This window comes from Parabacteroides sp. AF19-14, assembly GCF_003635485.1.
GTDB classification, from domain to species: Bacteria; Bacteroidota; Bacteroidia; order Bacteroidales; family Tannerellaceae; genus Parabacteroides; species Parabacteroides distasonis.
Window position 1 is genome coordinate 93,849 of sequence record NZ_QTMJ01000002.1, and the last position, 14,004, is coordinate 107,852.

A 14,004-nucleotide genomic window follows, 5' to 3' on the forward strand; every position below is an offset into this window, starting at 1 on the left:
ATTAGAACTCTGATGTAAAATGGAACTTAATATCCGGAAAATCCTGTTGGGCCATCATCAATACATAGCTGGAATCCGCTAAATAAACATCACGGCCTTCCTTATCCAACGCCATATATTGCGCCTTACGTTTCTTGAAATTCTCCAATGCCTCTTGGTTATCACTCTCGATCCAGCAAGCCTTATATAGGCTGATCGGCTCCCATTTACATTGAGCGGCATACTCATGCAACAGGCGGTATTGAATAACCTCAAACTGCAATTGTCCCACGGTACCGATAATCTTCCGGCCATTGAATTGATTGGTAAACAACTGGGCGACACCCTCGTCCATCAATTGCTCGATACCTTTGTTCAATTGCTTTGCCTTCATCGGATCGGCGTTCTCTATATATTTGAACATCTCGGGCGAGAAGCTCGGCAATCCCTTGAAATGCAATTCCTCTCCGGAAGTCAACGTATCCCCGATCTTAAAGTTCCCGGTATCCGGCAAACCGATAATATCACCCGCGAACGCCTCATCCACCACTTCTTTCTTCTGAGCCATGAAAGCCGTCGGGCTACTGAAACGCATCATCTTACCGAAGCGTACATGCTTATAGTTCGCGTTACGCTCAAAACGACCGGAACAAATCTTCACAAAAGCGATACAACTGCGATGGTTCGGGTCCATATTCGCATGGATCTTGAAAATGAAGCCGGTGAAATTATCCTCATTCGGGTCTACCACACGCTCTACCGCATGGATCGGACGTGGCGAGGGAGCGATACGAATAAAGCAATCCAATAGCTCTTTCACACCGAAGTTATTCAGAGCGGAGCCAAAGAATACCGGAGCGATATCCCCATCCAAATACGTATTCACATCAAATTCGGGATAAACCCCCTCTATCAACTCTATATCCTCACGAAGCTTCGCAGCTTGCGTAGGATCAATATAAGTCTCGAGATCCGGACTAGTGATATCCTTGAATTCCACATTCTCCGTCACATATTGCTTACTCGGGGTATATAGGTTCAGTTTCTGCTCAAAAATATTGTATACGCCCCGGAAACGTTGTCCCATATCGATCGGCCAGCTCAATGGGCGTACCTTTATCTGTAATTCTTCTTCTATCTCATCCAGCAAATCAAAAGGATCTTTACCATCACGGTCCATCTTGTTGACAAAAACGATCACCGGAGTCTTACGCATACGGCAAACCTCCATCAACTTACGAGTCTGCGCCTCTACTCCCTTGGCGATATCGATTACGATAATAACGCTATCCACCGCCGTCAAGGTACGGAACGTATCCTCGGCGAAATCTTGGTGGCCCGGTGTATCCAAGATATTAATCTTATGATCGGAATAATCAAAAGCCATTACGGAGGTAGCTACGGAGATACCGCGTTGCTTCTCAATCTCCATCCAGTCGGACGTGGCAGTCTTCTTGATTTTATTAGACTTCACCGCTCCCGCTACATGGATAGCGCCACCAAATAACAATAATTTCTCGGTAAGTGTAGTCTTACCGGCATCCGGGTGGCTGATTATGGCAAACGTTCTTCTTCTTTCAATCTCTTCTGAATACTGGCTCATTCTATTTTATATGTATATATTGTTATCAGTTACACTTTGTTATTCATGCAGTAGGCCAAGCTAGTCTCCCAATGGGGAATCGTCAGTCCGTACGAGCTTTTTATCTTACCTTTATTCAATACGCTATAATGCGGCCGGCTGGCCGGTGTCGGATAATCCTTGGTCTCTATGGGTATCACCCGGTTATTCATACCTGCTATTTGCAAGATCTTTACCGTAAAATCATACCAGCTACACACCCCCTCGTCCGAGAAATGATAGATACCCGGTATAAATTTACCCGCCTCGGCACGTTCCAGCACGGTAAGCATAGCGACCGCTAAATCTCCGGCATAAGTAGGCGTACCCACTTGGTCGAATATGAAACGCAACTCATCCCGCTCCTTTCCCAAACGCAATACCGTCTTCATAAAATTGTTTCCATACTCGGAATACAACCAAGCCGTACGGATAATCACGGAATCCGGACACACCTCCATCAAGGCCTGCTCTCCCGCCAGTTTCGTATGTCCATATACGGAAACAGGACAAGTCGCATCGCTTTCCAGATAAGGACGGCAACTCGTTCCATCGAACACATAATCGGTAGATACATGAATCACCTTCGCACCTACGGCATGAGCGGCCTCACCTAAGTTCCGTACCGCATCCCGGTTGATGCGCATACACAAATCCTCATGCTCCTCCGCTTTATCCACCGCCGTATAAGCGGCGCAATTCATGACATATTGAACATCATTTTCCAAGACATATTTCCGGACGGCCTCCTTGTCGCAAATATCCAACGTATCTATATCCGTAAAAAGAAAATTATAGCCGGGATACTGGCTGATACGAGCGTGGATAGAACTTCCCAATTGACCGTTCGCTCCGGTTACCAAAACTGTCTTCATGTCTATATCTATTATTAATCCTCTAGTTTAAGTTCCCCTTTCATATCTTCCCGATATTTCTCGGCGAGCAACGCCAAGAAGGAGCTGATTTGTTTAATACCCTCTAACGTCTCCGCACTCACCTCTTTCCCTTGCATACGCAAAAGCAGATAGCCATATACGGCGGCGAAACAAGTTTCCAACTCCGGCAGATCCTCTCCACCCGATTTAGCCCGGAGCTGTACGATATAAGGAAGCGTCTTATAATAAGCCGCGCTATAAACCATCTCTTTCGGAGATTTCAAAAGACAGAGATGCAAATCGGTCAAAGTAATAATCACATTCTTGTTCAATTGGATATGACCTTTCTCCATCACCCCTTCGCTACGCATCATCTCGATCAATTCCTCGTACCATTGAGCGATTTCCTTCTTCACCTCCTCGGGCTGGTCGTAATGGGCGATCACCGTGCGGTTGATCGAATCCATATCGAACTTATTCGCCCGGATCAAGTCCTCAACCTGCCACATATAAAGCAGATATTCAGCGATATTCTCTTTTCTTTTTTGTCTAGCTATTATCATATCGGCAAAGATAAACTATATTCCGATAACGCTTGATAAAAATCCGCGTCTTTAACGCCTAACTGCCGGCAAGCCAAACGTGCAGCATTCAGATTGATCAAGAAATAGCGATTGGGAATCCGTACCGGATAGTCTCCGTAGCGAGTATGCAAAAAAGTCTGCCCGTCTTTCTCCACGACCGGATGTTCCTCAAAAGGGATAGCGGTGATATCGCTCCGGACGTCCCCTGCCAACTGACTGACAGTATCATCACCTCCAAAATAAATCAATTTCCCTTCCCGCTCAATAGAAACGGAGAAAGACTGATAAGTGGATAAATAGGCCTCCGGAGTCGCATGATCCGTCTCGGTAGACCAAGATAAATTCGTCAGGATGGCGATATGCGGACGATAGAATTCCAATTGGAAACGCTTGTCCAAGGCAGAGGTGATATGCTCATCTCCTTCGATCAAAGCGATACGTGCCTCATAACTCAAATGTACCCGATTCGGAAGCGAGTCCACCTTGCTAGTCAACGCATAGTCGAACGCCAACTTTTGCCGACGCAACGCACAGACCATCATGGAAATAATTGTCTTCTTTCCACGACTACCCGCCACAACAACCCGAGTTTTCGACCGAGTCCGTTGAAATATAAATTCCGGAATGGATTGGATTAACATCCCCAATTCCTTCGCACGCAATAATTCCGGGTTATCTTGCTTTACTTTAGCACCCAAAACCACCGAGTGAATATCTTTTATTAATTTCTCCGGAAACCACCCATCCCCATAACAGGTACAGCCCGCGTTATGAAGTCTTCCTATCATCTCTTCAGTCAGACCACAACCGGAAGCGCTTACCTCATATCCTTTTTCTCGAAGTGCTAGGGCTAGATCTAAAACCAAAGGTTCGGTTACGGAGATCAAATGAACTTTTCGCATCGTTTTGATTTTAGCGCAAAAGTACGACTTTTATAAATACCTTCGGCACAAAGAAGTGAAAAATTAGATGCCCTCGATATGTTTAATGGTCGTAGTGTCTTCTTTTCGTGAAGCCTCGACCAGCCTTTCCTTCGAGATTATAACCGGAGTATGTATAAATTCCGGAACATTAAACGAGAACAGGGAGCATTCATAATAATCCGGAGACGCTTGCGGTAACAAGAAAGGTTTACCGCACTGCCCCCGCTCATTCACATGTACCAAATACGGGCGTGTGAAAAGCCCATCGTCCCGGCGGCTGGAAAAGACAAACCAACGACTATTGCCGCTCCAAGAATGATAGCTCTCTACATCCGGGCTATTCACTTCCGGCAAAGAATCGATTGCCCCGGTAGACAGATCCAGCATATACAAATCCGCATCCTTATGCCAAATAGAGAAATTGCCATAATCGGACACCGTATAAAGTAGCCGCTTCCCATCCGGGGAGACTCTCGGGAACTTAACACTCCGGCCCGCTTCCCTCGCATTATATAAGGTATCCACTTGGGTTCCAATCGAACCGTCTTCCGGATCAAAAGCGACTCGTAGCAGGTTATACCGGACATCCCGATAATTTTCCGGCATACAGACAGAATCCGCCGAACAGAACAGCAGATAGTTACCATCCGGAGTAAAAGTAGGAAAAGTCTCATAACACGCCATGGAAGCCAATAATGGCGAACTGAATACCCTCTCCTTCTCCGTGTCATAGATCAGCACGTCCGATTCCACGTCATATACCTCAATCCGATTCTCATCGGAAAGATGGAAGTCTTGGTGGGTCTCATTGGTAGAAAAAGCGACATACCGGCCGGATGGATGCCAATACGGATAAACGAACGAAGCCGGCTTACCGTCCCGTTCCAATGCGATCGTCTTTACCTGCCGATGATCAATCAAGTAAGTCCCATTATGAGAACCCCGCTGATGAAAAAGCATTTGTTCCCCTTGTCGCTCACAAAAGGCATGGCAGTTCATACAACTATTATTTGTCGATTGGTTATCAAGAATAGACTTTTCAACATAGTTTTCAACACATCGTTGATAAATCCCCATCTCGTTCCACATCCGATATCCGGGAAAAATACGGCGATACACCAAATAAGCGTCAACGGAATCTCTTGACACATAGATAGGGAAACTCATTTGTTTCCAATCACTTTGAGGTTCTCGAAAATAAACCGTCACATCTATTTGTTTTCCTTGTGCGTCCTGCGATAAGACCTTCCAATCCGTTTCCGGCAGGTTGAAAACACCATGATCGGCTGCGATTATCAACTCCCTATTCATAGTTTTCAACCGAATTATCCCCTGTAGCTGTTGATCAACCAACTTGAAATTGGGAGGGGCCATATTGACCGGTACAGTAATTTCCCTGTAATCCGGAAACACGTCAGTTTCTCCTTGTTCCGCTTGCGCAGGAACTTCCGGTTTACAAGCCACAAGTCCCAAAAGACAACCTATAATCCAACAGATAGATAATCGCTTCATTGTTCTTCTCCTTTAAAGATCTTGAAATAGTAATAATACCAATAGGTATCTCCAAATTGTCGATACATCGAGGACACATCCACTTGGTTGGCAGATCGTCCCAAAACCTGCTTGAATTCCCGGTATCGATCTACGATCTCCGGCTGTATGGAATAGGAGGAAAGCGATATACTGTCTTTGTCCGCCAACAACAATCCGGCTTCTTGGAAATGCCGGGGTATCGGTTCCCCCTTCATGAAAGGTGTCTCTTCCAAGAACCGGCCAAATGCATCCAGCTTCTTACCCAACAAATAATAACATCCCCGGTATTCCCAACCGATCCGATGATCCGGAAGATTGTATCCACTCCATAAGGAATCGACAGGTACGGACAAACTCAGTCGATCCCTTTTCTCAACAGGCATATATTTGTCACTCAACTCCGGATCTTTATCCATTAATTCCGGATGTACCAGATAGGTAGCATAACGGCAAGCCCAATCTTTATAGAATGGCATAGCGGCAAGCAAGTCCAAATATTTCTTGGCCAGCGCCACCTCACCCCTAATCAGACAAACTTGCACGAAACGTTGCATCATGCGGGCACTCCCTTTACGTTTGGCTTGCGTAAATCCGTCCATCGCAAAGCTTTCAGACAAAGAGACATCGCCAACAAGAAAATGAACATCGCTCAATAAACGATCCATGTAAAAGGTCTGATTCCAATCGGCACATAAGCTTTTCGTTCCTTTCTGATCGAAAGTAAACATCCGGTCGGCCAATTCTCCCTTATGGGCCAACGACATATTCAAATAGTTTAAGCTAACATAATTATAGATCTGCTTTCCCCGGTACTTATCAATAATGGCGTCCCATTGCCTCTCCCGGGCTAAGAAAGAGAGCTCGTCAAGCATCATGCGTTGCGCATGCCAAGGTTCCGGCAGGCAAAACCGGATGGATACCAGCGCCGTGATCAGACAAACAACAAGGGCTACCCGATCCATCCATTTACTCTTCTCGCCAATCACCGGAACAAAGCGAGCAAATAAAGCAACACCGACAATCGAAAGGGTAAAGAAAGTCCATACACGATACATATAATAATGAGGTAATCGCTGTATCTCCAGATAGGCTTCCGGCATCCATCCATCAGACAAAGGTACAGGAATCCCTAACCATCCGCTAAACAAATAGATAAAAAGCGCTGGGATCAAGCAGGCAGCGGCGGCCAATCTTTGCCGCGACGTTTTGTAGCGGAGTAAGGCTAACAGCGTATATAAGAAAGCGTAACAGACCGAAAGAAGCCCGGTCAGCCCACATAAAAAAAGTGTAGAGGCAATTCCGTATTCGGCAATAGAACCCGCCCGCCGCACCTTTAGCGAGACCGACAATGCTAAAAGCATCAAAACCACGCCAACCGTCCCGTCCACCAAATACTCCCCATGAATACTCATCTTAACCAGATACAGGACCGGCAATAAAGAAAGGAACAGCAGGTAGGTCTTGTCAGAAAAACAACGCAAGATCCTATAGACCATAAACCCGCAACCAACGAGTAAAACCGTATGGAGAACCACCGCCGACATAGGCTGCCGGTAGTATTGAATGATCCATTGCCCGGCGACAGCGCAAAATCCTCCCGGCTGAAAAAGGAACTCCCGGATATACCACCACTCAGGTATAAACAATTGCATCTCCTCCTGACCGACAAACACAAACACGCCAAAAAGCAGGAAATAATAAAAAATAGCAGCTGTCGAAAAAGACCAGAAAAGCGTTTGTTTCCAGTTCATATACTTAATAGATTATTATTCCACCAACCATCGCTCGATGTTACGGGTCACAGAGGAGAAGTTCACGCCGATCTTAAAAACTTGCCGTGGATCACTCGCAAAGGGAAGCGCATACTGTCTCTCCTCTATCTGGCGCAACGCCTCCTCGGCGGTGCCGTTCAGCTTGAATTCCATCACGTAGATATAGCGATCGGTCTTCAGAACGAGATCAATACGCCCTTGTGAGGTATGATATTCCACCTGCGTATAAAGTCCAACCAACTTAAATACGATAAAAAGCACGTTCCGGTAATGCAACTCCGTATCACGCTCCGGCTTCTGGCCGGCGATCACCTCATAGGGTGTATCAGCGAAGAAGCTTTGTAAACGGCGGAAGAACGCATCGTAATCACCGGAGCGTATCTCTCGTACGAATTGCCCGATCTCGAAAGGGGTCTTGGGCGCACTAACACTCGTGTAAAATGGAAGGAGATATTTCACGAAACCTTCTTCCACTTCCCGGTTCGGGAAACCTAGCCGGTAGATACCAAATTCAGGATCGTAATCCTTGATCGTCAAGTAACCACTCTGGTAGATTACGGGAACGGGATTTTTCGAGGCAGCATCGATACTGTTCAACACATCCGCATCAGTCTCCGTGTTCGCCATCTCGTAAAGGTCGTAATGGGTATGCTTGAGTAATTCAACGAGGTAAGAGGGCGTACCGGTCTCGAACCAATAATCTCCGAACTCCATCTTGGCGAAGGTATTCAATAGGCTAAAGGGATTGTATATTCCCGCAGACTTGGCGGTAAAATGGTATCCGTCATAGCGCTCCTTGAGTTTCTGGCTGGTTTCCTCATAATCCAGTTCCTGTGTCTCAGCCAGCTCCTTCAACTCCTCTTCTAGGTAGGCATGTATCTCTTTCTCCGTGATGCCACATATCTCGACGTAGCGATTGTCCATCGAGATATCCATAAGGTTATTCAAATCGCTGAACACGCTTACCTTACCAAACTTCGTCACCCCTGTCAACAAAGCGAAACGAATGGCTCTATCCATCGTCTTTAACACGCCGTAGAAAGGCTTCAACATATTCCGCAATTGCGTTTGCGTCTTTTCATCGTGCAGGTTTTGCAGCAAAGGCTTGTCGTACTCGTCAATCAATATCACCACGCGATGCCCGGTCTGGCGGTAAGCCTGTTCTATCACATAACTGAAACGTTCCTCCAAGGCACGATCCTGTTTCTCCGTTCCATATAAAGCCTCCCATTTCTCCAAGAACTCATTCAAGATACTAGTCAGAGCGGCAGTATCTTTATAATGACGAGCATTCAAGTCCAAATGCAAGATCGGATATACCTCCCAGTCTTTCTCCAACCGTTCCATCGCCAACCCCTCGAACAGCTCCCTCTTCCCTTGGAAATAGGCCTCCAACGTAGATAGCAAGAGACTCTTGCCGAAACGCCGCGGACGACTCAAGAAATAGTAACTTCCGGTCTTAGCCAACTGATAAATCAAAGCTGTCTTATCAATATAGAGATAACCGTCTTTACGGATCTTCTCGAAGTTCTGTATGCCGATAGGATAAATTGTCTGGTTCATAGCGATGATCGTTTAGATATACTTACCATGAACAAAGATAGACATTCCTTTTTATCGGAACAAGATAAGAACATATGATCTCAAAAACTTTCCTTGACAATACGCTTGACTGGCAGGAAAAAACGCTCGATCAAACGCAATTCCTCCCATTTTGAATAAGAACTAATAGCAGATCAAAATTATATGCCAGAAAACGCAGTAGTACTTACTTCGTCTACAAATATATACTTACTTGCCCGATGAAGTATATATTCTCCGGTTAAGTAAGTACTACTGCGTTTTCCACACCATATCAAAAAAAGGAGGTATGCCCAACTGACATACCTCCTTTTTTATATTAAGTTTAACTTATTAATATCCCGGGTTCTGTTCCAACAACGGGTTCGCACCCAATGACAATTGATGCAATGGATAACGATTGTATTTCTCATCGTTCGTAGCCTTATGATCCCACCAATCCTCTGTCACATATGCGTCCCAACGGATTAAGTCCGTGCGACGACGGGCCTCGCGCAAGAACTCTTGCATCCATTCCTTCAGCATACGGTATTTATCCAAATTGGCAGCGGTAACAGGATCCGGGTCGTTTCCACCCTCGAAGTTACGCTTACGGATGGAGTTGATGATATCGGCCGCACCATTCTTATCGCCCAAACGCATCTTACATTCCGCCAAAGTATAATAGATCTCTGTCAGACGAATTACAGGACAATCTGGGTTGAAACGTTCCTTGAACTCATCTTGATTAGGCAGAGGACTAAATTTAAGAACACGCACGCCTGAGTTCTCCTCTGCATCGGCAATCGTAGAAGTCAGATCCTTAAGACTGGCTACCGTATTGCCCACCTGGCTGATATGAGCGATCTGGTCTACGACATTCAAGACCTTGCCGGCATACTCGCGGGCACCCAAGCATTTGTACTCGGGGAAATCCGGGTTTTGCAACTCACCAACGATAAACATACCACGGTATTTGCGACCACCCTCATATACATACTGCTGCTTACGGATATCCTTGTCGTTGAATGTCTCGTATGGATTACCTACGTTAAACTTATACAAGTTACCCTCCGGATCGCGACTAGGGCATAGGCAAAGCCCATTATTACCACTAGCATCCTGCAAGCCCCCTAAGAAATCCTTGAAATTATAGGGAAGAGTGAAGGCAGTCAAACCACCATCCGTCTCACCTTTGGCATTCTCGGAAGGTACTGTCCAGATAATCTCCGGGCAAGTCTCATTACCCCAACCAAAGATCTCGGTGAAATGGTTGGCCAATTTATACTGACCATACTTTCCATCGATAATATCCTGACAAATCTTAGCGGCCTCCTCATACATCGGTTTATTGATATACGATTCAGCGTTGAAATACAAACGAACCTTCAAAGCCGCAGCCACAGCACGATGGATAACGTTCGTCTCGGGTGCTCCCAAGGTCTCCTTCAACGGAAGATTCGGCATAGATACATCCAACAAGGAGTCGATAAAATGGAAAGTCTCCACATCTGTAGCACGAGCCTTCACATCCTCCTTCGTAGATGTGTAAAGAGGCATACCACCAAACATGTCCAAACCATCCAAATAAAAAGAGGCAGCCAATACGTTCAACTGATTAATCATTGATACACGATCCTCCTCAGTCAAGCCCACCGATACGAAATCGATATTCTCCAAATCCTCCAAGGCACTCCACGACTGAGCCACACCCATCGTCGTCAAGTCCCATCCATCCTTCATCGGGCTCATATCATCCATAAAATGATGATGATGCATGTTCTGATAAACGGCGCCATCAAACCAGTCATTACCACGAGTAGGCACACACATAGCATCAGTTCCCACTTCCATCAAGCGCACACGAGCGTCGTTATGAGCTACCCACCAACGCCAATGCGTAAAAGGACGATTAAAACGCGACCAAATCGCGTCTGCATTCGTATAATACGTGTCGGGAACAACCTGCGAATAGAAGGTAGGATCCACATCACATGAGGTACCCAGCAGCAAGCAAGCAGCCCCGGCTACCATCCAATTTGTTATCTTGCTAATTTTCATTTTCTTCTTACCTTTTTTAGAATGTTACTTGAATACCTAAAGTGTATGTGCGGACAATCGGGTCACAGTTCCAAACCTTATCGGTACCACCTGTCCAGCCTGTGATATCTACCTCTGGATTATGTCCGCTATATCCTGTAATAGTCGCTACATTGCCGACAGTTCCATATACGCGCAGACGCTCTGCCCATTTTGTATACTTATTCAACGCCAATGTATAACCTAACGTAATCGCATCTATCTTCAAGAACGAGCCATCCTCCAAGAAGTAATCGCAAAGCTGCTTCACGCCGCGAATGTCCTTAAACTTCGGATCGTCAAGCGCCGGTTTCCAAAGATTCCACTGGCCGGCACCACTCTGTCCCTGGATACCCAAGTACATCGGATAAGTATTCAAGACATCGAAACCTATCCAACTACGCATATTAATACCCAAGTCAAAATTCTTATAAGTAAAGGTATTGTTCCATCCCATCATCACCTTGGGCAGATAATTACCGATATATTGTTTGTCGTCTACACTCTTCTGGGAAGCAGGTATAACCTCACCATCCTTATTGTACAAAAGGAAGTCTCCTTTATCGTCGAATCCAGCGAATTTCCACATATGGAACGCACCGATCTCTGCCCCCTCTTCAATACGAGCGGCATCGCCCGGCCATCCCGGTTCATCCATAGCGTTACCATCCATACGTGAATTGTTGCCATACATCGTAAGGATCTTACCCGAGTTATGGCTCATATTCAAGCTGGAAGTCCAAGTGAAGTCCTTATTCTGGATGATGTCACCACCAACCTCGAACTCCCATCCTTTACTCTCCATCTCGCCAATATTCTGCCATTGCTTGCCATTTGGATACGGTGGCTGTGGAACATTCACCTCGTAGATCATACCATCGATCTTACGACGATAGTAATCGAACTTACCATACATACGGTTGCCAAAGAATGAGTAGTCCACACCGATATTCCACTCCTTCTTCTCCTCCCATCCCAAATAAGGATTCACGTTAGAGCTCGGACCATAGACATAAGCCCAGCTTCCGCTAGGAAGCATCCAGTATTGGTCGCGGCTCAACGTATTAGCCATATAGGAAGCATCGAAGTCGTTATTACCTGTAACACCATAACCAAAACGAACCTTCAAGTCGCTCACCCAGTCAAACTCCTTCATGAACTCCTCGGCAGATACACGCCAACCTCCGGACAACGCCCAGAAGTTACCCCAACGGTTCTCGGCGGCAAACTTTGATGATCCCTCATGACGGATTGTGGCAGAAACCATATATTTGTCATTGTAAGAGTAGTTGGCACGAGCATACAATGCAAACAGGCGCTCTGTGATATTCTTACCTGATCCCATGGCAGCCTTACCATCTGTCAGATATGAACCCGCACCTAAGTCCCAATATTTCAGTCCCTCAACACCGAAGTCATAGTTCTCAGCATTGAAATTCTCTCCATTCTTCTCGAAATAAGAGTAACCAGCAACGGCATTCAAGCTATGGCCACCCTTGAACTCCTTCAGATATGTGAAGTAACCCTCAGATGTAAGGTGCTCAGTCTTTGAGAACTCAAGTTTAGCCCAACCGCCACGGTTGTTTGTCACCTCATCGCGGTGGTAACGAGAGCGGAACTGGTGGAGCTCCCACTGACGGTTCTCGTAACCCAATGTCTGAGAATAGCTCAATCCCTCAATGGGCTTGATGTTCAACTTCATTGTAACCTCAGGCTTGAACCACTTGTCCAATCCCTCATAGTCGGTCAACATACGGTCGGCTACGATATTATAGTCCAATGTCTCGCCAGTCCACACATTATAGCCTGTCGGGCTTTCCGGGTCAAATGGCGAACGAGTCGGGTTATTATACAACGCCTGCTTGAAGTTTGCCTTCTTATCCTCATCCGATCCATCGGAAGTACGAGCAGTCTGACGATAATCCACGATCGGACGGATCTCTAACCAACCATCGAACAGCTTAAAGTTTGCATTCAAGCGTCCACCATAGTCCTTACGGTTATCCTTAATCGTGATGCCTTCGTTGGTCTCATAGAAGAAAGAGGTGTACACTTGTGCGTTCTCGGTACCTAGCTCCAAAGAGAGGTGATGTTTTTGCGAGAAGTTATCCTTCTGCAAAAGAGCGTCCCACCAATCAGCGTTCTGCCCGTAATCAGTGATATTCACGTCCGTACGATTGCGATATTCATCGGCGGTCATCATATCCGGACGGCCATAGTTTTGTTTCTTCGAAAGCTCAGTACTATAATTCAATTTTACTTTACCATTCGTGTTAGAACCACTCTTCGTTGTGATCAAGATCACACCCGAAGCAGCACGTGTACCATAGATCGCACCAGCGGAAGCATCTTTCAGCACATCGATAGATTTGATATCGTCTTGGTTCAAGGCACGAATATCACCTCCCGGGAAACCATCGACAACGATCAATGGAGCCTTACCAGAGTTGATAGAGGTCAAACCACGCAACTGGATCGTGGTCGTACCATTGGCACTACCATTATTTTGCAAGATCAAACCGCTGATCTTACCTTGCAAAGAGCTGGTGATATCGGCACCACCCACACCCTTCATCATATCGCCGGCAGACAATGAGGTAACGGAGCTGGTCACTTGCTTCTTCTCCATCGTACCGTAACCTACGACCACGACCTCTTCAAGAGCCTGGGAATCTTCCGACAACGTAACATTTATAACACTTTGACTGCCAACCGGGACTTCCTTGGTCGTGTAACCGATATAAGAGATTTCCAAAACAGCGTTTGCGGGCACATCTTGCAACGTAACCGAGCCGTTCATGTCGGTTACGTTACCGATAGTAGTTCCCTTGACCAACACGTTCGCGCCGATCAACTCACCCATTGAATCTGAAACCTTAACCGTAATAGTCTTACCATTTTGCATGACCGATTCAACATTCGGTCCGTAGTTGTGCGAGGGTTCCACAGCCGCCAATCCTTGAAAGGAGGCCATACATAGGAATCCCGTGGTAAGCATCATAACACTTGGTTTGAACAAGCTTAAACACAATTGCTTGCTCTTCTTACTACATTTTTCCATCTTTATTATTAAATGGT

9 protein-coding genes are annotated in these 14,004 nt (G+C 46.1%); all 9 read right to left on the minus strand.

Going from position 1 to position 14,004, the window contains the following annotated elements:
- Window position 1 precedes the first annotated feature (1 nt).
- Window positions 2-1,582 (minus strand): peptide chain release factor 3, encoded by a 1,581-nt coding sequence (locus tag DWX33_RS02245; protein WP_005866938.1) that lies wholly within the window; start codon window positions 1,580-1,582, stop codon window positions 2-4.
- Window positions 1,583-1,611: 29 nt separating this feature from the next.
- On the minus strand, window positions 1,612-2,475 hold the full coding sequence (gene rfbD / locus DWX33_RS02250) for a dTDP-4-dehydrorhamnose reductase (RefSeq protein ID WP_009018324.1): 864 nt from the start codon (window positions 2,473-2,475) through the stop codon (window positions 1,612-1,614).
- A 14-nt stretch (window positions 2,476-2,489) separates the two neighbouring features.
- Complete coding sequence (locus DWX33_RS02255) at window positions 2,490-3,038, minus strand: DUF4924 family protein (protein ID WP_057325995.1); 549 nt, start codon at window positions 3,036-3,038, stop codon at window positions 2,490-2,492.
- Window positions 3,035-3,961, minus strand: a complete 927-nt coding sequence (locus tag DWX33_RS02260) for a Mur ligase family protein (RefSeq protein ID WP_005861318.1) — start codon at window positions 3,959-3,961, stop codon at window positions 3,035-3,037. The genes DWX33_RS02255 and DWX33_RS02260 overlap by 4 nt, the downstream gene beginning before the upstream one ends.
- Before the next feature lie 63 nt (window positions 3,962-4,024).
- Window positions 4,025-5,494, minus strand: coding sequence for a PD40 domain-containing protein (locus tag DWX33_RS02265; protein ID WP_122379758.1), 1,470 nt, complete (start codon window positions 5,492-5,494; stop codon window positions 4,025-4,027).
- Complete coding sequence (locus DWX33_RS02270) at window positions 5,491-7,266, minus strand: DUF6057 family protein (RefSeq protein ID WP_122379759.1); 1,776 nt, start codon at window positions 7,264-7,266, stop codon at window positions 5,491-5,493. Before DWX33_RS02270 ends, DWX33_RS02265 begins: the two co-directional genes overlap by 4 nt.
- 15 nt (window positions 7,267-7,281) lie before the next feature.
- Window positions 7,282-8,850 carry an ATP-binding protein gene (locus DWX33_RS02275; protein ID WP_008780705.1) on the minus strand — a complete coding sequence of 523 codons (1,569 nt, stop codon included), beginning with the start codon at window positions 8,848-8,850 and terminating at the stop codon, window positions 7,282-7,284.
- Window positions 8,851-9,201: 351 nt separating this feature from the next.
- Window positions 9,202-10,908 carry a RagB/SusD family nutrient uptake outer membrane protein gene (locus DWX33_RS02280; protein ID WP_005866928.1) on the minus strand — a complete coding sequence of 569 codons (1,707 nt, stop codon included), beginning with the start codon at window positions 10,906-10,908 and terminating at the stop codon, window positions 9,202-9,204.
- 16 nt (window positions 10,909-10,924) lie between these two features.
- On the minus strand, window positions 10,925-13,987 hold the full coding sequence (locus DWX33_RS02285; RefSeq protein ID WP_005866926.1) for a SusC/RagA family TonB-linked outer membrane protein: 3,063 nt from the start codon (window positions 13,985-13,987) through the stop codon (window positions 10,925-10,927).
- Window positions 13,988-14,004 lie beyond the last annotated feature (17 nt).

Coding starts and splice junctions, on each gene's coding strand:
- DWX33_RS02280 (WP_005866928.1), bottom strand. CDS start 10,908: ATGAAAATTAGCAAGATAACAAATTGGATGGTAGCCGGGGCTGCTTGC.
- DWX33_RS02245 (WP_005866938.1), bottom strand. CDS start 1,582: ATGAGCCAGTATTCAGAAGAGATTGAAAGAAGAAGAACGTTTGCCATA.
- rfbD (WP_009018324.1), bottom strand. CDS start 2,475: ATGAAGACAGTTTTGGTAACCGGAGCGAACGGTCAATTGGGAAGTTCT.
- DWX33_RS02255 (WP_057325995.1), bottom strand. CDS start 3,038: ATGATAATAGCTAGACAAAAAAGAAAAGAGAATATCGCTGAATATCTG.
- DWX33_RS02260 (WP_005861318.1), bottom strand. CDS start 3,961: ATGCGAAAAGTTCATTTGATCTCCGTAACCGAACCTTTGGTTTTAGAT.
- DWX33_RS02275 (WP_008780705.1), bottom strand. CDS start 8,850: ATGAACCAGACAATTTATCCTATCGGCATACAGAACTTCGAGAAGATC.
- DWX33_RS02285 (WP_005866926.1), bottom strand. CDS start 13,987: ATGGAAAAATGTAGTAAGAAGAGCAAGCAATTGTGTTTAAGCTTGTTC.
- DWX33_RS02270 (WP_122379759.1), bottom strand. CDS start 7,266: ATGAACTGGAAACAAACGCTTTTCTGGTCTTTTTCGACAGCTGCTATT.
- DWX33_RS02265 (WP_122379758.1), bottom strand. CDS start 5,494: ATGAAGCGATTATCTATCTGTTGGATTATAGGTTGTCTTTTGGGACTT.